We start from the raw sequence: 22,400 nt of genomic DNA, 5'->3' as shown, positions 1-22,400 counted from the left end.
CCTCGACACTCTTTGCTCAGAAACGCAGGTGCAGATACTTACAGAACGCCAATCGGGTAGGAACCCAGGCGTTTGAGCTCAACGGCCTCTTCATCCACTTCTGCCAGCACCTTCCGGACCTGTTCGTCTTCCATGTGTCCCTCAAAATCGATGTAGAACACATAGGCCCAGGTGCCACTTGGCGAGGGCCGCGTTTCGATTCTGGTCAGGCTGAGCCCGTGACGATGGAACGGCTCGAGGAGCTGATACAGAGCCCCCGGTTTGTTGCGCATGGACACCAGGATAGACGACTTGTCGTGGCCACTGGCCGGCACTTCCTCCCGGCCAATGATCAGGAAGCGGGTAGTATTGTCCGGGCGATCCTCGATACTGTTCGCCAGCTTCTGCAGGCCATAGAGCTCGGCCGCCATATCACCGGCAATGGCCGCCGTGCCGGGCTCCTCGGCTGCGCGCCGGGCCGCTTCCGCATTGCTGGAGACGGTAACCCGCTCGATGCCGTAGCGGTGGGTGTCCAGCCATTGCCGGCATTGGGCAAACGATTGCTGATGGGAATAAATCCGGGTGATTTCCTGGTCGCCATGCTTCGGAGACACAAGCAGATGATGGTGAATCCGAAGCTGAACCTCGCCGCAGATCTTCAGCGGCGAGGACATGAACATATCCAGGGTGTGGTTGATCATACCCTCGGTCGAGTTTTCGACCGGCACCACGCCGTAATGGGCAGCGCCGGATTCGACCTCCCGGAATACCGCATCAATGGCCGGCAAAGGCACGCTGACCACCGAGTGACCAAAATGCTTGAGCGCTGCCGCCTGTGTGAAGGTGCCAATCGGACCCAGGAAGGCAATGTGCATGGGCTTTTCCAGCGCCAGGCAGGCGGACATGATTTCCCGGAACAGACGGGCCATTTCCTCACCCGACAGCGGCCCCGGATTCTGTTCCTTGATGCGGCGAAGCACCTGGGCCTCCCGCTCGGGGCGATAGAAAAAGACGTCCTGCCCCGGATTGGCGGTCATTTTAACGTGCGCCACTTCCTGGGCACAGGCGGCCCTGGCACTGATCAGCTCCATGATCTTCTGATCAAGTTGATCGATCTCGTCCCGCAGCTCTCCGAGCCGAACCTGCTCATCACTCATGATCAGCCACGCTCCTTCGCAAATTCGGTCATGTAGTCAATCAGCGCATCGACACCGGCTTCTGGCATTGCGTTGTAGATGCTCGCACGCATTCCGCCAACCGAACGGTGGCCGGCCAGGTTCAGCAGACCACGGGCATTGGCACCCTTCAGGAATTCACCGTTCAGGGCATCATCCGCCAGCGTGAATGGCACGTTCATCCAGGAGCGGAACCGCGGGTCGATCGGGTTGGCGTAGAACTCGTTCGTATCGATGAAATCGTAGAGCTTGCGGGCCTTGCGCAGGTTGATCTCACCCATGGCCTTCACACCGCCCTGCTCTTTCAGCCACTTGAACACCAAACCGGCCAGGTACCAGGAATAGGTGGCTGGGGTGTTGTACATCGAACCGTTATCCGCGATCACCTGATAGTTCATCATGGTCGGGGTCTCCTTCCGGGCCTTGCCCAGGAGATCCTTGCGAATTATGACCACTACCAATCCTGAGGGACCAATGTTCTTCTGGGCACCGGCGTAGATCACACCGAACCTGGAAACGTCCACCGGCCTCGAAAGCATTGATGAAGACATATCGGCGACCAGCGGTGCTGTCGGGCTCTCCGGGATAAAATCGAACTCCAGACCACCGATGGTTTCGTTGGGCGTGTAGTGCATGTACGCCGCATCGGCACTGGTCTGCCAGGAAGATTGATCCGGAATCGTGGTAAAGCCACTGTCTTCCGAACTCGCCACCACGTTCACCTTGCCATAGCGACTGGCCTCGGCAATGGCCTTTTTGGACCAGATGCCGGTGTTCACGTAGTCAGCAGAGCCTTTTTCGCCCAGCAAATTCAGAGGAATGGTGGAAAACTGGCTGGACGCCCCACCCTGCATAAACAGAACGGCGTAGTCATCCGACACGCCGGCCAGTTCACGCAGATCTTTTTCTGCAGTCTCGGCAATCTGGACAAACTCGTCGCTGCGATGGCTCATTTCCATCACCGACATGCCGGTACCGCGCCAGTCGAGCATTTCATCCCGCGCCTGACGAAGCACGCTCTCCGGCAAGGTGGCCGGACCTGCACAAAAGTTATACGCCCTGCTCATGTTGCTGCTTTCTCTCAAGTCTTGCTGAATCTGTCTGTGGCAAGTGCGGGCTTATTCGTCGCCGGCACTCTCGCCTTCTTGGCCTTCTTCCGGGCTCTCGTCGGCAACAATCGGATTGCCTTCACTGTCGAGCTCTTCGTCGTCGGTTTCCGCAATCCGCTCAACGCCAACCAGCCGCTCGTCTTCCTGGCTCAGCTTGATCAGGCGCACGCCCTGGGTGTTCCGGCTAAGAACCGACACTTCGTCTGTCCGGGTACGCACGAGCGTGCCCTTGTCAGAGATCAGCATCATTTCGTCACCGTCGAACAGCTGCAGGGCTGTCACCAGGTTACCGTTACGCTCGGAGCACTGCATGGCGATTACGCCCTGGCTGCCACGGCTGTAGGTCGGGAACTCGTCAATGGCAGTACGCTTGCCGTAGCCGTTTTCGGAGGCAGTCAGGATAACCCCGCCGTCCTGCGGAATGATCAGCGACACCACATGGTGACCCTGCGGCATCTTGATACCGCGAACACCACGGGCTGTCCGGCTCATGGGACGAACGGCTTCTTCGTTGAAGCGCACCGCCTTGCCAGCGGTCGAGAACAACATGACCTCGGCATCCCCTTTGGTAATGGCTGCACCGATCAGGGTATCGCCCTCATCCAGTGACAGGGCAATCAGGCCGCTGCTGCGCGGACGCGAGAAGTTCGGCAACGGCGTTTTCTTGACCACACCGGCCGAGGTGGCCATCAGCACGAACTGGTCTTCCGGATAATCCCGAACTGGCAGGAAGGTGGTAATACGCTCGCCTTCGTCCAGCGGCAGGATGTTCACCATGGGCCGACCGCGGGAGGCGCGGCTGGCACGCGGAATCTCGAAGACCCGCAACCAGTAAACCTTGCCGCGGTTGGAGAAACACAGAATCGTGTCGTGGGAGTTGGCAACCAGCAGCTTCTCTACAAAGTCTTCATCCTTCATGGAGGTTGCTGCCTTGCCGCGACCACCACGACGCTGAGCCTGGTAGTCTTCCACTGCCTGGGTCTTGGCGTAACCACTGTGGGAAATGGTCACCACCAGGTCTTCTTCATCAATCAGGTCGGCGATGGTCAGGTCGCGACGGGAGCTGGTGATTTCGGTACGACGCTCGTCACCGAACTCGGTAACGATCGCTTCCAGCTCTTCCCGGATCACCTGGAGCAGCCGCTCGGGGTCGCCCAGGATGTCCAGCAGATCGGCAATCTTGTCGAGAATTTCCTTGTATTCGTTCTGGAGCTTCTCGGTTTCCAGACCGGTCAGGCGGTGCAGACGCAAGTCCAGAATGGCCTGGGCCTGTTCCGGTGACAGATGATACAGACCTTCACGCAGCCCATAGATCTCTGGCAGGTCGTCCGGACGGCAGGCGTCCTGGCCGGCACGTTCCAGCATGGCCATGACATCGCCCGGCGACCAGCCCTTGGCAATCAGCTTTTCCTTCGCTTCGGCGGCGGACGGCGAGGCCTTGATCAGCTCGATAATCTCGTCGATGTTGGCCAGGGCAACCGTCAAACCTTCCAGAATGTGGCCACGCTCACGGGCTTTGCGCAGTTCGTAGATGGTCCGGCGGGTCACCACTTCACGGCGGTGACGAACGAACGCATCCAGCAGCTGCTTCAGATTCAGGGTTTTCGGCTCGCCATTGATCAGGCCAACCATGTTGATGCCGAATACGGTTTCAAGCTGGGTCTGGGCAAACAGGTTGTTGACCACAACGTCCGGGTTCTCACCCCGACGCAGCTCGATCACCACCCGGATACCTTCCTTATTGGATTCGTCCCGCAGTTCGGAGATACCTTCAAGACGCTTTTCTTTTACCAGCTCCGCGATCTTCTCGATCAGGCGGGCCTTGTTCAGCTGATACGGCAGCTCGGTGATGATGATGGCATCGCGGTTGGTCTTGTTGTCGTGCTCGATCTCGTGACGGGCACGGATATAGATGCGGCCGCGGCCGGTGCGGTAGGCCTCTACAATGCCGGCACGACCATTGATAATGCCCTCGGTCGGGAAATCCGGGCCCGGAATGAATTCCATCAGCTCATCGATGGTCAGGTCCGGGTTATCAATCAGCGCCAGGCAGCCATTCACGACTTCCGTCAGATTGTGCGGCGGAATATTGGTGGCCATACCAACGGCAATACCGGAAGAACCATTCACCAGGAGATTGGGAACCCGGGTGGGCAGAACCTCGGGAATCCGCTCGGTGCCGTCGTAGTTATCAACGAAATCGACGGTTTCCTTGTCCAGATCCGCCAGCAGGGAGTGAGCGATCTTCTCCATGCGGATCTCGGTGTAACGCATGGCAGCCGCGTTGTCACCGTCGATGGAACCGAAGTTACCCTGGCCATCAACCAGCGGATACCGCAGGGAGAACGGCTGGGCCATACGTACGATGGTGTCGTATACCGCAGAGTCACCGTGGGGGTGGTATTTACCGATAACATCACCCACCACACGGGCGGACTTCTTATAGGCCTTGTTCCAGTCGTTGTTCAGTTCGGACATGGCGAACAGAACGCGGCGGTGAACCGGCTTGAGGCCATCCCTCACATCCGGAAGCGCCCGCCCGACGATCACGCTCATGGCGTAATCGAGGTAGGACTGTTTTAACTCGTCTTCAATATTGACCGGCAGGATCTCTTTGGCTAACTCACCCATCGAGAAAGGTTCCTTTGCGTTATCTGGAAGTCGTATCGGGGCCGTTTCCGGGCCCCATAGTTATTCTTCAACAAGCCGCCAAGTCTACCACAGTCGCACCCTTTCCGGGGCAACTGTGAGGCAGCCTTAATCAAACACCACTGTCTTGTTTTCGTAGGTGATCACCCGGTCTTCAATGTGGGAGCGCAGGCCCCGGGCCAACACGTTCTTCTCCACATCCTTACCCAGGCGAACCATATCCTCGATAGAGTCGCTGTGGGTGATCCGGATAACGTCCTGCTCGATGATCGGGCCCTCGTCGAGGTCCTGAGTCACGTAGTGGCAGGTGGCACCAATCAGTTTCACGCCACGGCTATAGGCCTGGTGATAGGGGCGCGCACCGGCGAAGGACGGCAGGAAGCTGTGATGGATGTTGATCACCTTGCCGGAGTATTTCTCGCAGAGCTCGCCGGGAAGGATCTGCATGTAGCGCGCAAGGACCACCACATCGGCCTCATATTTCTGGAACAGCTCATCAATATGGGCGAAAGCTTCCTCTTTGTTTTCCTTGCTTACCGGCACGTGGTGGTAGGGAATCTCATGCCACTCCACCATCCGGCGCAGGTCGTCGTGGTTGGAGATGACCGCCACGATCTCGGCATTGATCTCCTTGCTGTGCCAGCGGTGCAGCAGATCAGCCACACAATGGGATTCCTTGCTGCACATCAGGATGACTTTCTTGGGCTGGGCCGAGTCGGCAATGTGCCAGTTCATATTGAATTCGCGGGCAATCGGCTCAAACGCGGCGCGGAACTGGTCCAGACCGAACGGAATCGAAGTGGCCTTGATCTCGTGCCGCATGAAAAACCAGCCGGTTTGCGTGTCGGAATGGTGACTCGCCTCGGTAATCCAGCCATTGTATGTCGACAGAAAATTACTCACCTTGGCGACAATTCCCACCCGGTCGGGGCAGGAAATCACAAGACGATAGGTATGCTCCATGAAAGCCTTTCCTTAACTGAAATCCGGGAAAGCAGGTGCGTCGGGGAATCACCGCCGACATTAACGGCAGGTTAACGGTACGCACCTATGAAAATGACCGGCTATCATAGCCTATCTGAACGCCAGAAACGAGGAATGGAGATATGGACAGAGGCCTCTACCAACGCACAATCAAAAACCTCGCCACGGGGCGCCCAGGCCGCCTTTCGATTGCGGCCGCCCTGGCCTTTTTCATCACCACCGCGCCGGCCTTCGGACAGGCCATTCTCGAGGGTGAGCGGTTTCACCCGGTTACCGCAACCCAGGGCATGGTTGCCACCAGCCACACACTGGCCACCGAGGTGGCTCTGGAAGTGCTGAAAAACGGCGGCAATGCAATCGATGCAGCCGTTACCGCCGGTTTTGCACTCGCTGTCACCCAGCCCCGTTCCGGCAACATTGGCGGTGGCGGTTTTATGCTGATTTCCAGGGGCGACGGATCAGATCCGGAAGCCATTGATTATCGCGAAAAAGCGCCAGCTGCCGCCACAGAAACCATGTTCCAGAACGAATCCGGCGAGGTGGTCAGGAACCGCAGTCGTTTTACCCACCTGGCCGCAGGGGTTCCGGGCACAGTTGCCGGCCTTGCACTGGCGCTGGAGCGGCACGGCACCATTACCCTCAAGCAGGCACTGGCGCCGGCCATCAAACTGGCCCAAGACGGTTTCGTAGTGCCCCAGCGTTTTACTGAAGGTCTGGAGCAGGCCCGGGAGAGACTCGAGCGATGGCCCGCCACCCGTGACACCTTTTATAAGGAAGACGGCAGCGCCTGGCAGCCCGGGGAACGCTTTCGACAGCCGGAACTGGCGGCAACACTCCAGCGCATTGCCGACAACGGCGTGAAAGGCTTTTACGAAGGCGAAACCGCCGATCTGATTGCCAGCGAAATGGAACGGAATGGCGGCCTCATCACGCACCAGGACCTGAAAGACTATCGCCCGGTTGTCCGGGCGCCGGTTCACGGCAACTATCGCGGGTACGATATTTTCTCGATGTCGCCGCCCTCCTCCGGTGGCACGCACATTGTCCAGATCCTGAATATCCTGGAAGGCTTCCCGATGGCCGAGTTTGGCCATAACTCCGCTGATGCGATTCATCACATGGCCGAAGCCATGAAACTGGCCTACGCGGACCGTTCAAAATACCTCGGCGACACGGATTATGTGGAGGTGCCGCTGGCGGGGTTAACCAGCAAAGGCTACGCAGAAGAACTGCGCAAAGGCATTGATCCAGACAGGGCACGACCGGCCAACGACATCAATCCCGGCCAGCCGGCTGCCTGGGAAAGCCCTGAAACCACCCATTTTTCCGTTGTGGATAAATGGGGCAACGCCGTGTCCAACACCTACACCATCAATTTCAGTTACGGGTCAGGCATTACGGTGGAAGGCGCTGGATTCCTGCTTAACAACGAAATGGACGACTTCAGTGCCAAGCCCGGTGTACCCAACGCCTATGGCCTGATCGGCGGCGAAGCCAACAAGGTCGAGCCAGGCAAACGCATGCTGAGCTCCATGTCGCCCACTATCGTTAAGAAGGATGGCAAGAACGTTCTGGTGACCGGCAGCCCCGGAGGCTCCCGGATCATTACCACCACCTTGCAGGTGATCCTCAATGTGATTGATCATGGAATGAACGTCCAGACCGCCGTGAGCGCGCCGCGCATGCACCACCAGTGGCTGCCGGATGAAATCCGGATCGAACAGGGCATCAGCCCCGACACCATCCGGCTTCTGCAGGAGCGGGGGCACACGGTGGTCGGTGGATCAGCCATGGGCGCCATCCAGAGCATCCTGATTGACGAAGACGGTGTTCTCAATGGTGGCGCGGACCCGAGAAGGAGCACTTCGTCGGCCATGGGCTATTAACGGGCAATTGACCAGGGTCACTGACCTGAATGGAGGCTTTATGTATCTTTCTGTACAACTGAGCTGCTATCCCCTGAAAGAGGAGTACAAGCAGCCAATCAAAGACCTGATCGCGCGCCTGGAGCAGACCGGACTGGAAGTCTACCCGGGGCGAATGAGCACCGAGATTTTCGGCGACTATGATGAGGTTATGGGCGTGCTCTCGGACACCATGAAATGGTCGTTCGAGACCTACGGCAAATCTGTCTTCGTGGCGAAGATCATGGAGGGCGACCGGAGACCGAAATGACAGCACCGAGCGGGCCAGACAACCAGCAACAGAAACCGGATCAGAACCAACAACCGGTCATTCAGAACCAGTATGCGTTCCTTTGGCTGAGCGCTGCCATCTTCCTGATGGTGCTCTGGCTGCAGGATGGCGGACAACCGCGGCTTCAGGACCTCGCCTACTCGGAATTCAAGACGGCTGTTGTGAACAATCAGGTGGCAGAAGTCACGTTGAAAGAAGAAGCCATTACCGGCTTGTTCACCGACAGCGGTGCAGCCGATTTCAGCTCTGACAGCCCACCCCACACCAGCACGCCCGGTTTCCATACCATCCGCCCGCCCATGGAAGACCCGTCGCTGCTCAACCTTCTTGAAGAGCACAGTGTCACCATTCGGGCCACGCCATCAGGTCTGCCCTGGTGGCAGGAAATGATTCGCGGCTTCCTGCCCTGGATCCTGCTGCTGGCGCTGATGTTCTGGTTCTGGGGTGCGGCGCAGAAACGCATGACACAGGGTGGCGGCCCGTTTGATTTTAGCCGCTCCAAGGCACGGCGGGCCCACAAGGAAACCTCTACCGCCACCCTGGATGACGTGGCCGGCATTGAATCCGCCAAGCGGGAAATTGCCGAGATCATCGATTTCCTGAAATCTCCCGAAAAATACCGGGCACTGGGTGCCGTCATGCCCAAGGGCGTGCTTCTGGTCGGCCCGCCGGGCACCGGCAAGACACTACTGGCCCGGGCCATCGCCGGCGAAGCCGAAGTGCCCTTCTACAGCATCAGCGCCTCGGAATTCATCGAGATGTTCGTGGGTGTCGGCGCCGCGCGGGTTCGGGACATGTTCAAGGAAGCCCGGAAAGACGCGCCGGCGCTGATTTTCATCGACGAACTGGATGCCATTGGCCGATCACGTGGTGCGGGCCTGGGTGGTGGCCATGATGAACGAGAGCAGACACTGAACCAGATCCTCACGGAAATGGACGGTTTCGAGGCTCACGAAAATGTTCTGGTACTGGCTGCCACCAACCGGCCGGACGTACTCGACAGTGCCCTGCTCCGCCCGGGCCGTTTTGACCGCAAGATCACTCTCGACCGCCCCCACAAGGAGGCCCGCGCGGCGATCCTGGCCGTTCACGTGCGAAAGGTCCCCCTGGCGAATGATGTCGACCTGGATCAACTGGCCGCACGCACCATCGGCTTTTCCGGGGCGGATCTCAAGAACCTCGTAAATGAAGCGGCGCTCACCGCAGCCCGCGAAAGCCTGCATGAGGTGAATGCCCATTGCTTTGATCTGGCCCGGGACAGAATTATTCTCGGTGAAGAACGGGATACCAAGCTGAACCCGCAGGAGCGTGAGGCCGTTGCCTACCACGAGTGTGGCCACGCCATCATGGCCTACTATATGCCGAACGCGGACCCGCTTACCAAGTTGACCATCATTCCTCACGGCATGGCCATGGGAGTGACGGAACAAACCCCCCGGGAAGATCACTACACCTACACCGAAAGCTACCTGAAGGATCGCATCAAGGTGATGCTTGGCGGTCGCTGCTCGGAAAAGCTGATCTACGGAGAAGTCAGTACCGGCGCCCAGAACGACCTCAAGGAGGCCACCGCGCTGATACGCAAGATGATCGGCCAGTGGGGCATGAGCGAAAAGATCGGCCCGCTGGGCCTGAACATCGGCGAGGAACATGTTTTCCTGGGCCGGGAGATGGGCATGCCGAGGGAGTTCAGCGAAAAGATGGCTGAAATGATTGACGAGGAAATCCAGTCCCAGCTCCTGGCCCTCGAGAAGGCAACCCTCGACTTCCTGACCGAGCACCGAAACCAGTTGGACGCATTGGCCAAAGCCGTGCTGAAACAGGAAACGCTGTCAGCAGAGGACGTCGAGGAAATCCTGCGCAAGGAAGATGCACGGAAGATTGCCTGATACTCAAGTCATGGCCTAGATCACCAGGTCATGACTGAACAGGGTAATACAGAACCCAAGGACCGCTCCCAGAGGTGGCCCCCAATGCCGGTCAAGCCTCGACTGAGGAGCGATGTCCTGGAAAATCAGGTACAGAATACCCCCGGAAGCCATCAGCATCAGTGAGCCCAGTAATACGGGGCGCTCCGACAAGAAGAAATAGCCAAACAGGCCGGCCACCGGACCTGTGATCACCAGGCTACTCATAAAGACCAGCGTCTTTCGGGAGCTGTGGCCTTTCAGGTAAAGCAACTCCCGATAGGCGTTGAACCCTTCCGGCAAGTTCTGCAAGGCAATGAGTAACGCCATGAGCAGCGCAATCTCGGTGTTCACCACGGCGAGCCCGCCCAGCGCGGCAGCTTCCGGAATAAAATCCAGCATCACACCCAGGAGCTGCGGAGATTCACGGCGTTTCAAACCGAGAACCCGCTCTATCAGGAAGAATATGAGCCCGCCCGCAAGAATAGCCGGAATCGCAAGAAGGGATCCTCCCATGCTGGATCGGCCTTCCGGAATAAAAACCACAGCGATCGCGCCAAGCAGGATGCCGCCACCGAGCGCGATCACGAAATGGCGAAACTCCTGCTCCAGCCAATTGGGTCGGATCCGTTCAAAGCTGGCGAGCAGTCCGCCCAGTGGAATGCAGGCGCCGGCAAGGACGGTCAGTCCAACAATGGAGAGAACATCTATAAACATCAGCTAATCAAGACCTATGGAGCAACCGATGGGATTCAGGGCGTGACCGTGACGGGAAGGTTCAGGGCCACCAACAATCGCTCTGCGCCGGGCTCCTGGAGCAGTGTGCATTCTCGGCTTAGCACCAGCTCTACCGCCCTTTCCTGTCGTAGAATTCCGGCCACAACAGCCGGATCCGTTGATGGCAGAGACCTTACACGAAGCTCCGATTCCTGAATACCCAGGTCCTGCGCGACGCCTTTAAGATCGTCGGCTGAGACCGTCGAGTCAGCGCCCAACAGTAGTGTCACGGGCCGGTGGGAATGACGAACCACCTCAGCGGTTGCCTGGACAGCTCGGCCGTTAGCGCCATGATGGTCATTGAGAAACACCACAACCCTGCCCAAAGGTTCGGCCCGACTTTCACACCAGAGCAAGACCCTTCCCCGGGAACGACGAACCAGCCCTTTTGCCGTCGAGCCCAAGCGCGCACCGGGCTCGGAGGACCAACCAACGCGGCCCAGCACCAGAAGATCCTGAGGGCCGGCGAGCGCCAGCACCTCATCAATCACATGGCCCCGGGCGACACTCAAGGATTGCCTGCCACCGTATGACGCGACGGCACCGGCAAGAGCACGGCGGGCCTCGCTCGCCAACCTTTGCATTCGCTGTTCAACGTCGCCAGCAGCCAGGGGGCGGCTGATACCGGACGAACCGCCCACTTCGCGGGCAAAACCATAGCCGGCGCTTCGCAGCTGATTCAGCTCCTCAACAAACACACCGAGCACATCGGCACCGGTATTCGCGGCAATCCCGACCGCAGCCTGCAAGGCGGCGTAACTCATCCTGGAACCATCGAGAAGTACCAGTACACGACCGGTTGTGGTGCCGGGATCAGCCTGGTCTGCTGGCCTATCAGTCACGATCCTTGCCTCCGCTGCTGTTCGCTTCTCCGTTCTCGTCCCGTTTCTTGCTGGCCTCCGCGAACTTCTCCAGGCGTTCGGCAACCCGGTGATTGAAGCTGTTCTCGGGGAACTCGCCATTACTATCCGGTTCTCCGGGCTCAAGACCGGTTAGCAGCTCAATTGCCTCATTGATGCTTGAAATCGGATAGATCCGGAACCGGTCTTCAGCGATCGCCTGCCTCACATCGGCTCTCAGCATGAGGTGCTCAACATTGCTTGCAGGCAGCAAAACGCCCTGCCCGCGAACGTCGCCGGCCTCTTTGCAGACATCGAAAAAGCCCTCAATCTTCTCGTTCACTCCGCCCACGGCCTGAACTTCACCATGCTGGTTCATCGACCCCGTGACCGCGAAGGCCTGCTTGATTGGCACCCGGGAAATGGCTGAAAGCAGCACGCAGGTTTCCGCTACCGACGCGGAATCGCCCTCAACACCACCGTAGGATTGCTCGAAGGCGAGACTCGCGGACAGGGACAGTTCGCCGTCGCCAGCGTACCGGCTCGCCAGGAAGCGGGAAAGAATCATCACGGCCTTGCTGTGAATGGGGCCGCCGAGTTTGGCCTCACGCTCGATATCCACCACCTGCCCTTTACCGGGACGGGCCGTGGCGGTAATCCGGGTAGGCTGCCCGAACATCGACGCCCCAAGCCTGAGCACCGAAAGACCATTTACCTGAGCTACCTCATCGCCAGTAGTGGCTATCATCACCACACCCCGGCTGATTTGCTCACGGCTTCGTTCCCGGACCCGGCTGGCCCGGTATTCCCGTTCATCAATTGCCTGCTGGAGATGGCTGGCTTCAACCGTATCGGCCCCGGCCTGTCCCGCCCAGTGGTCTGCCTCGCTCAGAATATCGCGCAGCACCCGGTCGTGGGCGGTCAGTTTGCGCTGGTCTGCTGCCAGCCGGCTGGCATGTTCAATCAGCCGGGCCACGGCGCTTCGCTCCAGCGGTCGCATTTTCAGGCCCCGGGCCATGGTGGCGATCATGCGCGCGTAGAGTTCATAGCATTCTTCATTGCGGTCCAGGTCGTCCTCGAAATCCGCTTCTACTTTGAACAGGTCCAGAAAGTCCGGATCATAGCGGGACAGCAGGTAATAGAGCATCCGGTCCCCGAGCAGAACCACCTTGACCGACACCGGAATGGGCTCCGGCTGCAGGCTGACGGTACTCACCAACCCGTAAAGCCGCTCCAGTGACTCGATTCGAACCTCACCGGAGGACAGGATCCGCTTCAGGCTTTCCCACGCCATCGGCTGTGTCAGTACCCTGCGCGCATCAATGATCAGATAGCCGCCACTGGCCCGGTGCATGGAACCGCCACGAATCAGCGTGAAATCGGTATAGAGATTACCCTGCCGGGCCCGATGTTCAATCTGCCCCGCAAGATGCTGATGGTTGGGCAGGTCCTCGTAGATAACGGGCGCGCCGGCCGTCTCGGCATTATCGACCAGCAAATTGACCTTGTACCTTGCCAACAGGCCCGCCGGAGGCCCGTTATCGGTATCCTGAAAGGCCTCGGCGTGCTCAACCACATCCTCGCGAACGGCATCCAGGTACTCGACGATATCCTGCAGGTGGGACCATTTTTCCCTCAACTCCCCAATCGGACCGCCCAGGGTCAGCTGCACCATTTCTTCATTCAGGGCATGGACTCTTTCCCTGACCTCCTTCCGCATCCTGGGTATCTGCTGGATGGTTTGCTGAAGCTTTTTCTGAAGCTCCTCAACCTTGGATTCGACCAGCGCTTTCTCCTCGTCCGAGAAGTTCTTGTATTCCTCCGGGTCGATCACCTCGCCCTTGCGCATCGGGGCAAAGGTAAAGCCGGCCGGCGTGGTGATCATGGCAATGTTGTTCCGGCTCGCCTCTTCCTGGATATCAAACAGGCCCTGATGCTGACGCTTGGCCATTTCTTCCTGGAGTTCCTGCAACCTGGCCTGGTATTCCTCGCTTTCGAAGGCAGCAGGGATTGCTGTTCGGAGCTCCTCTGCCAGTTCATTCATGTGTTTCTTGAATTGCCGCCCTTCACCGGCCGGCAGTCGAATGGCGCGTGGCCGCTCTGAAAACTGGAAGTTGTAGACATGGCACCAATCCGGCGGGACCGGCTGGCTTGCCGCATGCAGGCAAAGAAAGCGTTCGACCAGCTCGTGCTTGCCGGCACCGGAGGGTCCGAGAACAAAGAGATTGAAACCGTCTGCCTGAATACCGGCACCAAATTCCAGCGCCCGCAGTACCCGGTCCTGACCATACGGACGCTCGAGGTCCTGCAGGTCTTCGGTGGTCTGGAAATCCAGCTTGTCTTCCGGGCAACCGTGATAGACCTGGTTTTCGGTCAATGGCGCGGGTAGTGACATTACATCCTCCTGATCGTGTCGGCATTACCTGGGCACAACTATTCGAGACGCTTCTTGAACCTGAGTGACGCAACGAGCAGGCCGCCAAGGGTGAACAGCGCCAGCCAGTAGACATCCGACGCCATATTCGTTACCTCAACGTCCCTCAGAACCACTCCGCGAACCAGGTGCATGAAATGCGTCGCGGGCAGTGCCTCTGCAATATACTGGGCTGCGACAGGCATGCCCTCATAGGGAAATACGAACCCCGACAACAGAATCGAGGGCATCAGAACAAACACCGTCATCTGCATTGACTGTAGCTGGTTCCGGGCAATCGTTGAAATGACCAGCCCAAGCGTCAGGCTTGCGGTGATGAACAGGAAGGTGACGCCTGCGAGCTGGGCCAACCCGCCTTCTACCGGAACATGGAACAACACCCGGCCCAGCCCCAGGATGATGCTGACCTGAATCACGCCAATAAAAATGTACGGAATGATCTTCCCGATCATCAGTTCAATCGGTCGCACCGGCGTCGATATCAACATTTCCATGTTGCCCCTCTCCCGCTCGCGGACGATTGCGGCAGAGGTAAACATGATCATGGTCATGGTCAGAATGATCGCGACCAGACCCGGCACAATATTGACGACTGTGCGTTGCTCGGGGTTATAGAGCAGCGTCACTTCAAAGGTGGGTGTAACGCGATTGACAGGACGGTCCAGCAATTCGGCCAGCGGCATGCCACGCAGACTCTTGATGGCAGAGGCAATGATCGTATCGGAGCCATCGGCAATCCATTGGGCGATGGGTTGGCTGGTTTCTTCATCGGTGGCAGGGGGCGAACCAAAGCCCAATGATTGGTGCCGCGCCAAGCGGTTATCAACATCTTCAGGGATGATGAGGACGGCCCTGACTTCAGCACTGGCAATGGCCGCCTGCGCTTTCTCTACGCTCTCAAAGTAGGATCTGATCTCAACCACTTGCGTGGCTTTCACAATCTGCACGATCTCCCGACTCAGGCCGCTCTGGCTGAAATCGACAATGCCTACCGGGATATGGCGGATGTTCGTATTGATGGCATAGCCGAATAGCAACAGCTGGAGCAGCGGAATCATAACGATCATGCCGAACGTCATCCGGTCCCGCCGGAGCTGAATCAACTCCTTGCCAAAAATGGCTCGGATGCGTCGGAGGCTGTTCATTGTCGGCCTCTTCCCGTACTGGTTACGAAAACATCCTCCAGGCTTGGGCGCACCTCGGTAAGACTGTCCCCTGTTCCGATAAAAGGTTGCCCCGAAAGATACGCAACCGGACTGCTAACCCGGTTCTTCACCAGCACTCGAAGCCGCGCGCCAAGTTGCGCTGCGGATATCACGTCTGGCAACTCAAGAAGCCGATGCTTTAACACGCGGAGATTTGCAGAACTGACCTCAACAACCCTGGCGCCCATGTTCTTCATCAACTCATCCGGTGCACCATCGGCTCGCTTGATCCCCGTCTCGAGAATGGCCAACTTGTGGCAACGCTCCGCCTCGTCCATGTAATGGGTTGAGACCATGATCGTCGTTCCGGCATCACTGAGATCAAACAACTGCTCCCAGAAGTCCCGGCGACTCTGGGGATCCACCGCCGAAGTGGGTTCATCCAGGAACAGCAGATCTGGCTTGTGCAGTGTTGCCGCAGCAAGGCTGAGGCGTTGGCGCTGCCCGCCGCTCATGCTTCCTGCCAACTGATGCCGGCTGTCACGCAGCCCATAGATAACAAGCAGATCCTCAACCCTTGAGCGCAGCTGGTTCGCAGACAAGCTGTAAATGCTGGCGATAAACCGGAGATTTTCCTGAACGGTCAAATCATCATACAGGGAGAATTTCTGGGTCATGTACCCGATCCGCCGCCTGAGTTTCTCGGCACCGGCTGGCAAGCCATAACCAAGCACCTCCGCGGTTCCGGAGCTTGGCTTTAACAGACCGATCAACATTCGGATGGCCGTGGTCTTGCCACTGCCGTTTGGCCCCAGAAAACCATAAATGCGGCCTCGCTCGACCTCCAGATCCAGCGACTGAACAGCCCTGGTATCGCCGAAATTCCGGCTAAGCCCTTCCGCGCGGATGACCCATTCACTCATGGCAACTCAACCTGGGCCGGCACTCCGTTCGGTAAAGCAGCCTCTGCCTCAGGAAGCTGGACCTCTGCCCGGTACATCAGCCGCGCACGTTCTTCCTGATTAAGCGCAAAGTAAGGCGTGAATGCAGGCTCCGTGGCAATCCAACGCAAACGGCCCTTTATGGTTCGGCCAAGACCATCCACACGCACAGTCAGCTCGTCACCAATCGCCAGCTTTACCCGATAGGGCTCTGGCACATAAACCCTGGCAAACGGCGCCTTGCCGGCCAGAACAATCGCCAGAGGGCTGCCTGCGGTTACTCGCTCCCCCAGATTCCAGGGAAGGTTGTCGAGAATACCATCCCGTGTCGCGACAACGGTCAGATCGGCGAGGTGTTTTTTTTCACGGGCGAGCATCGCGCTTGCCGCATCCACTCTGGACTCGGCCGCTCTCAAATCCTCTTCACGAGCGCCATTGGTTAATTCCAGCAAGGCTTCCTGCGCATTGAGCAGCTTCGCATGATTGGCGTCGCGCAAGGCGATCGCCTTGTCCAGGTCGGCCTGACTGGCCAGATTCTGATTCCTGAGGTTGAGGATGCGTGAATAATTGGCCTCACTCTCGATGAGTTCCGCCCGGGCCCCGGCCACATTCGCTCTCGCTGCCGCCACTTCCTCCGGTCGTGCTCCGTGTCGGAGTTTTTCAAGATTGGCGACGGCCTCTGACAACTGGGCTGAGGCCCGGTCAACCTCCGCCCGCTGCAGCGTATCGTCGAGTTTTACCAACACACTCCCTTTTTCAACCGGCGAGCCGGGCGGGACAGGGAGCTCAACAACAACTTCACTGGCGGTTGCGGTATGGGCAATTCGATCCCGCTCAAGCGTCCCCAGAGCCAGATTGCCGGAACTCCCATCGCAGGCTGCCATAGCCAGAAAAGACAGAACCAATGCAAGGCGTATCACGTTACTTACCCTCTTTTGCGATGGGCGAGTCATCGCAGCGGCTCCCGGCTTCGATCCGGCATGGCGATGAGAGCCAGCACGGCAATGAAGGCGGTTACTGCCAGATACATGGCCGGTGCCGTCACAACACCGGTTGTTGCAATCAACGACGTGGCAATCATCGGTGTGAGTCCGCCGAATACACCCAGGCCAAGATTGAAGGCTACAGAATAGCCGGATAAACGGTCGCTCTCCGGAAACATCTCCACAAACAGTGCGGGTGCGGAGCCCAATGGAATGGCCAGCAGCAAGAACACCAGAGCGTGTGCCAATACCACCACATACAGTGAACCGCCGGAGCTTAGCATCCAGGCATGAAGCGGCCAGGCGACCACGGTAAGCAGAAACAAAGAGATGGCTATCCAGCTCCTTCGACGAAGCCATCGATCACCCACGATCGCAAACAGCGGCATCGCCGGGATGACAAGCAGCATCATGCCCGTGTTGATCAACAAAGCTGTTCCGCGAGACAGCAGTTCCTGGGCCGAGAGCCATTCCGGCAGATAAACAAACACAATGTAGTAGCACGTCCCGTAACTTGAAGCGAAGGCCAGTGCAAGAAGGGTTTCCCGCCGATTGGTTGTAAACGCCTGCAGAAGCGGCGATGTTTCGTCGCGATTCTCATGGTGCTGACTGAATCGCTCTGAGTTGTGCAGGTTCCGGCGAATCGCGATGGCGGCAATGCCCAGAATGGCGCCTCCAAGAAACGGCAGGCGCCAGCCCCAGTCACTCAATGTTTGTTCATCCAGGGTATTGGTTACCAGTGCCGCCGCAGCAACGCCCAGCAAAGAGCCCGTCATCGAGCCGATGTTGGCCCAACTGCCCGTCAGACCTCGTTTACCATCGGGAGCCGTCTCAACCAGGTAGGTCGCCGAGGATGAAAATTCGCCGCCAACAGAAAGGCCTTGAAGCAATCGGATCAGAACCAGCAAGACTGGAGCGAGTAAGCCGGCCTGCTGATAGGAGGGAAGCATCCCGAGCAGCAGGGTCGGCAATGCCATCAGCATTACAGAGATTTGCATGGTACGAGCACGCCCGTACCGGTCCCCAAACCAGCCGAAAACCGCCGCCCCCAGGGGCCGCATGATGAAGCCGGCAGCAAATATGCCGTAGGTGCCGATAAGCGCTGCCGTTGGATTGGCAGACGAAAAGAAAACCGGAGCAATAACTCCGGCCAGATAGCCATAAACGGCAAAGTCGTACCACTCCACGACATTACCGATAAAACCCGCCATGATGCGGTGTCGAAGTTCTGGAGAAGGAGGCGTTGGCGAACTTTCGGTCATGTCCAGTTCATCCCGGTTTTACCCCTGCCTTGAGGGAAATGATGGCAGCAAACTCTCTGATGCAGAGAATTATAGGCAAGGGACAGAATCCAGAGATGATCTGGGGCAAGTACCCGGCTCATCAATCACCGGGTAGTTGCCATCAGGTCTACCAGACGAGCGTCTTGGGCTCCTGTGAGTGTTCGCAGAACAGATGCCCCACATCCGGCACGGCGAAGCAGCGGTCACCCCGCTGGGGCTGACGGGCGTTGAACTCGGTATGGCTGATGCCAACTTCCCAAAGCTCCTCGCACTCCCAGCCATCGGGTTTGAGTTCGATGCGTACTTCCGCACCGATCAGGTTGATGGCCTCGATCCGGAAAGGCAGATGGGCATCGTCACTGGCCGACTGGGTGAGGCGCACTTCGTGGGGCCTCAGGTAGAGCTGCGCGTCATCGTTTTCACAGCCTTCGGGCAGTCGAATCCAGGCGTCACCCTGGCGCATGACACCATCGCGGATCTTGCCAGACAGCACATTCACCTGCCCCAGAAACTCGAATACAAACCGGCTGTCCGGGCGACCATAGAGCTCCAGGGGTGTATCAACCTGCTCAATCCGGCCATTGCTCATCACAACCACCTGATCGGAGAGCTCCAGGGCCTCCTCCTGATCGTGGGTCACGAACACACTGGTGAAATGCAGCTCATCGTGGAGGCTGCGCAGCCAGCGGCGAAGGTCTTTTCGCACTTTGGCATCAAGCGCCCCGAAGGGCTCATCCAGTAAAAGAATCTCCGGGCGCATGGCCATGGCCCGCGCCAGGGCGATGCGTTGCTTCTGCCCACCTGAAAGCTGCGCGGGGTAACGGTCGGCCAGGTGTTCCAGCTGAACCATTTCCAGCAGGTCTTTTACCCGCTTGCGGATTTCCGGCTTGCCGGGACGCTCCTTGCGCGGAAGCACATTGAGGCCAAAGGCCACGTTCTCGGCCACTGTCATGTGACGAAACAACGCATAGTGCTGGAACACAAACCCCACACGCCGGTCCCGCACATGCAGATCGGTCACATCCTTGCCGCTGAACCGGATTCTGCCCTCTTCGGGAGTTTCCAGGCCGGCAATGATCCGCAGCAGCGTGGTCTTGCCCGAACCGGAAGGGCCCAGCAACGCCGTGAGCTGGCCATCCGGAATGGTCAGATTGATGTCATGCAGGGCCTGGAACTTGTCGAAAAACTTGTTGATACCCTGTATCTCGATGCTCATTGGAAACCCTTAGTTACGACTCTGACGCCATTCAACGATGGCCTTGACGACAAGCGTGATCAGCGCAATGCCTGCAAGCAGCGAAGAAGCTGCAAAGGCGCCCACGGTGTTGTAATCCTGGTAAAGCAGCTCTACCTGCAACGGCAGCGTATTGGTCTCGCCCCGGATGTTGCCGGAGACCACCGACACGGCACCGAACTCGCCTACAGCCCGGGCGTTGGTGAGGATCACGCCGTAAAGGAGCGCCCAGCGGATATTCGGGAGGGTCACGCGTCGGAACAGCTGCCAGCCGGACGCGCCCAGCACCACACCGGCCTCTTCCTCTTCCCGACCCTGTTGTTGCATCAGCGGAATCAGCTCCCTGGCCACAAACGGACAGGTCACAAACACGGTTACCATCACGATGCCGGGCCAGGAGAACATCAGTTGAATGTCGTACTCACCGAGCCACCGCCCCACCCAGCCATTGCTACCGTAGAGCAGCAGGAAAAGCAGGCCGGCAACCACCGGAGATACGGCAAACGGAATATCAATCAATGTGGTGAGCAACTTGCGCCCGGGGAACCGGAAGCGGGTCACCAGCCAGGCCAGGAACACGCCGAACACCATATTCAACGGGACCGTAAGCAGCGCAACCACGAGCGTCAGGCCAATAGCATGAAGCGTGTACTCGTTGAGAATATTGCTGACGTAACCGACCCAGCCCTCGGCAAACGCTTGCACAAAAATCAGCACCAGGGGCATAAACAGCAGAAGCACCGTCAGGCCGACGGCGATTCCGATCAGAGTGCGACGAACCAGAGGGCTGTCGCCAACGCGGCGATGTTTGCGCGCAGCCATACCCTAACCTCCGTGCAGGCGCTTGAGATAGCGCCCCTGCCAGACGTTGATCGCCAGGAGCAGCAACAGCGATACCGTCATCACCACTGCGGCAATGGCACTGGCCGCCGGAAAATCGTATTCCTCCAGACGAACAAAGATCATCAAACTGATCACTTCACTGATGTAGGGTGAGTTGCCGGCAATAAAAATAACCGCGCCGTATTCCCCAAGGCTGCGGGCAAACGAAAGCGCACCCCCGGTCACCACAGCCGGCCAGAGTGTCGGGAACAGGATCTTCCGAAAGACCGTCATGTCGGAAGCACCGAGGCTCATGGCCGCTTCTTCATCCTCCGGCGCCATTTCCTCCAGTACCGGCTGAACCGTGCGCACCACAAACGGCACACTGGTAAAGGCCATCGCCACCACAATACCCAGCGGTGTGAATGCCACTTCAATACCCAGGTCCGCGAGATACTGCCCATACCAGCCATTCTCGGCAAACAGGGTTGCCAGCGTGATGCCGGCCACGGCGGTTGGCAGCGCGAACGGCAGATCCATGATCGCATCCAGCAGCCGCTTCCCGGGAAACTCGTAACGCACCAGCACCCAGGCCATCAGCAGGCCGAACACGCAGTTGAACAGGGAAGCTGCCAGGGCTGCCAGCGCGGTGACTTTATAGGACGCAACCACCCGCGGATCGGTGATCACAAACCAGAACTGCTCCCACCCCATGCCGGCGGCACGAATGAACAGGCCGCTGATGGGCAGAAGCAGCACCAGGCTGATAAAGAAAAGCGAAATGCCGAGGCTCAGTCCGAACCCCGGCAAAACGCGTTTGGTGGCGGGAGCGCTCAGCCGCTTTGACGGGCGCTCCGAAACGTCGGTGGTGGCCATGAATCAGCTGCGCATCCCTTAGCGGCGACGCTGCAACTGGTCCAGTTTGCCGCCACTGGCAAAGTGGGTCTCCATGGCATTTTCCCAGCTGCCGGCGATGTCCTGAATCGGCATCAGCTTCAGTTCGGGGAACTTGTCAGCCACTTCCGCTTTCACGGTTTCGTTGTGCACCCGGTAGTTGAATCCAGCCAGCATGCGCTGGGCTTCTTCGGAGTACAGATGCTTCAAGTAGGCCTGAGCCAGTTCTTCGGTGCCCTTCTTCTCGATGTTCTTGTCGATCCAGGTCACCGGGAACTCGGCCAGGAAACTCACTTTCGGGACCACAACCTGGAAATTCTTGTCCGGGTTCAGGGCCGGAATGTTGTTCACTTCGGATTCGAAGGTCAGCAGCACATCACCCAGGCCCCGTTCCACAAACGTGGTGGTGGCACCACGACCGCCGGAGTCGAATACCTTAACCTGGCCCAGCAGGTCGCTGAGGAAAGCATCAATCTTCTCCTGGTCGTCACCGAACTTGTCCTGGGCAAAACCCAGCGCCGCCAGGTAGGTATAGCGGCCGTTACCGGAGGTTTTCGGGTTCGGCATGATCAGTTCGACATCTTCGCGGATCAGATCATCCCAGTTCTGGATATTCTTGGGGTTACCCTCGCGCACCAGGAACGCCATGGTGGAATAGTACGGAGAGCTGTTATTTGGCAGGCGTGATGCCCAGTCCTCGGGAATCAGATTGCCGCGTTCGGCCAGAATGTTTACGTCGGTGACCTGGTTGTAGGTAACCACATCCGCACCCAGCCCCTGCAGGATGGCGCGCGCTTGCTTGGAAGAGCCAGCGTGTGACTGCTGGATATCGACGGTTTCGCCGGTTTTTTCTTTCCAATAGTCCTGGAAAAGAACGTTGTATTCGGCAAACAGCTCGCGGGCAATGTCGTAGGATGAGTTCAGAAGCTCACGCTCCTGGGCAGAAGCCGGCCCTGTCAGCGAGAACGCCAGCGCCAGCGCACTGAACCACAGGCCCTTACGGGCTTTGGAACCAGAAAAAATCGAATTCGGCATAGTCGGCAGAGCTC

Annotated in this window: 18 protein-coding genes; 3 read left to right on the top strand and 15 right to left on the bottom strand. The window is 58.4% G+C overall.

Translation table 11 applies throughout. The features are described 5' to 3' along the window. Positions 1-38: 38 nt before the first annotated feature. The 4 genes from pheA to purU form a co-directional block, all read right to left on the bottom strand. On the bottom strand, positions 39-1,136 hold the full coding sequence (gene pheA / locus HP15_RS06835; RefSeq protein WP_008172067.1) for a prephenate dehydratase: 1,098 nt from the start codon (positions 1,134-1,136) through the stop codon (positions 39-41). A 2-nt stretch (positions 1,137-1,138) separates the two neighbouring features. Further along, positions 1,139-2,221, bottom strand: coding sequence for a 3-phosphoserine/phosphohydroxythreonine transaminase (gene serC, locus HP15_RS06830; RefSeq protein ID WP_041645155.1), 1,083 nt, complete (start codon positions 2,219-2,221; stop codon positions 1,139-1,141). Between the two features lie 51 nt (positions 2,222-2,272). Next, positions 2,273-4,894: a DNA gyrase subunit A gene (gene gyrA / locus HP15_RS06825; RefSeq protein ID WP_014576789.1), complete on the bottom strand. Its 2,622-nt coding sequence runs from the start codon at positions 4,892-4,894 to the stop codon at positions 2,273-2,275. A 126-nt stretch (positions 4,895-5,020) separates the two neighbouring features. Further along, entirely contained in the window at positions 5,021-5,875 is an 855-nt protein-coding gene (gene purU / locus HP15_RS06820) for a formyltetrahydrofolate deformylase (protein ID WP_008172070.1), read from the bottom strand. A 143-nt stretch (positions 5,876-6,018) separates the two neighbouring features. Here purU and ggt point away from each other — a divergent pair, with 143 nt between their 5' ends. From ggt to ftsH, 3 genes are read left to right on the top strand one after another with little or no spacing between them, the layout of a single operon-like run. Next, positions 6,019-7,782, top strand: a complete 1,764-nt coding sequence (gene ggt / locus HP15_RS06815; protein WP_014576786.1) for a gamma-glutamyltransferase — start codon at positions 6,019-6,021, stop codon at positions 7,780-7,782. A gap of 40 nt (positions 7,783-7,822) precedes the next feature. Next, positions 7,823-8,071: a thiamine-binding protein gene (locus HP15_RS06810; protein WP_014576785.1), complete on the top strand. Its 249-nt coding sequence runs from the start codon at positions 7,823-7,825 to the stop codon at positions 8,069-8,071. Next, on the top strand, positions 8,068-9,981 hold the full coding sequence (gene ftsH / locus HP15_RS06805) for an ATP-dependent zinc metalloprotease FtsH (RefSeq protein WP_014576784.1): 1,914 nt from the start codon (positions 8,068-8,070) through the stop codon (positions 9,979-9,981). The genes HP15_RS06810 and ftsH overlap by 4 nt, the downstream gene beginning before the upstream one ends. 15 nt (positions 9,982-9,996) lie before the next feature. Here ftsH and HP15_RS06800 read toward each other — a convergent pair whose 3' ends face one another. The 11 genes from HP15_RS06800 to cysP form a co-directional block, all read right to left on the bottom strand. Continuing rightward, positions 9,997-10,716, bottom strand: coding sequence for a ZIP family metal transporter (locus HP15_RS06800; RefSeq protein ID WP_014576783.1), 720 nt, complete (start codon positions 10,714-10,716; stop codon positions 9,997-9,999). A gap of 35 nt (positions 10,717-10,751) precedes the next feature. Next, positions 10,752-11,618 (bottom strand): universal stress protein, encoded by an 867-nt coding sequence (locus tag HP15_RS06795; protein WP_008172080.1) that lies wholly within the window; start codon positions 11,616-11,618, stop codon positions 10,752-10,754. Then, complete coding sequence (locus tag HP15_RS06790; protein WP_014576781.1) at positions 11,611-14,010, bottom strand: Lon protease family protein; 2,400 nt, start codon at positions 14,008-14,010, stop codon at positions 11,611-11,613. The genes HP15_RS06795 and HP15_RS06790 overlap by 8 nt, the downstream gene beginning before the upstream one ends. A gap of 38 nt (positions 14,011-14,048) precedes the next feature. Continuing rightward, positions 14,049-15,194, bottom strand: coding sequence for an ABC transporter permease (locus HP15_RS06785; RefSeq protein ID WP_014576780.1), 1,146 nt, complete (start codon positions 15,192-15,194; stop codon positions 14,049-14,051). After that, positions 15,191-16,117 (bottom strand): ABC transporter ATP-binding protein, encoded by a 927-nt coding sequence (locus HP15_RS06780; protein WP_014576779.1) that lies wholly within the window; start codon positions 16,115-16,117, stop codon positions 15,191-15,193. Before HP15_RS06780 ends, HP15_RS06785 begins: the two co-directional genes overlap by 4 nt. Continuing rightward, positions 16,114-17,088: an HlyD family secretion protein gene (locus HP15_RS06775; protein WP_049784463.1), complete on the bottom strand. Its 975-nt coding sequence runs from the start codon at positions 17,086-17,088 to the stop codon at positions 16,114-16,116. Before HP15_RS06775 ends, HP15_RS06780 begins: the two co-directional genes overlap by 4 nt. After that, the gene (locus HP15_RS06770) at positions 17,085-18,380 is read right to left on the bottom strand and encodes an MFS transporter (protein ID WP_156484280.1); all 1,296 of its coding nucleotides are present in this window, start codon (positions 18,378-18,380) and stop codon (positions 17,085-17,087) included. Before HP15_RS06770 ends, HP15_RS06775 begins: the two co-directional genes overlap by 4 nt. Before the next feature lie 148 nt (positions 18,381-18,528). Next, positions 18,529-19,617: a sulfate/molybdate ABC transporter ATP-binding protein gene (locus HP15_RS06765; protein WP_014576776.1), complete on the bottom strand. Its 1,089-nt coding sequence runs from the start codon at positions 19,615-19,617 to the stop codon at positions 18,529-18,531. 9 nt (positions 19,618-19,626) lie between these two features. Further along, positions 19,627-20,457, bottom strand: a complete 831-nt coding sequence (gene cysW, locus HP15_RS06760; RefSeq protein ID WP_014576775.1) for a sulfate ABC transporter permease subunit CysW — start codon at positions 20,455-20,457, stop codon at positions 19,627-19,629. A 3-nt stretch (positions 20,458-20,460) separates the two neighbouring features. Continuing rightward, a complete protein-coding gene (gene cysT, locus HP15_RS06755; RefSeq protein ID WP_008172088.1) occupies positions 20,461-21,333 on the bottom strand; it encodes a sulfate/thiosulfate ABC transporter permease CysT in 873 nt (290 codons plus the stop codon). A gap of 18 nt (positions 21,334-21,351) precedes the next feature. Continuing rightward, positions 21,352-22,386: a thiosulfate ABC transporter substrate-binding protein CysP gene (cysP, locus tag HP15_RS06750; RefSeq protein ID WP_014576774.1), complete on the bottom strand. Its 1,035-nt coding sequence runs from the start codon at positions 22,384-22,386 to the stop codon at positions 21,352-21,354. Positions 22,387-22,400 lie beyond the last annotated feature (14 nt).

Source organism: Marinobacter adhaerens HP15, from assembly GCF_000166295.1.
Lineage (GTDB): Bacteria > Pseudomonadota > Gammaproteobacteria > Pseudomonadales > Oleiphilaceae > Marinobacter > Marinobacter adhaerens.
This window is presented reverse-complemented; position numbering and strand designations above follow the sequence as displayed.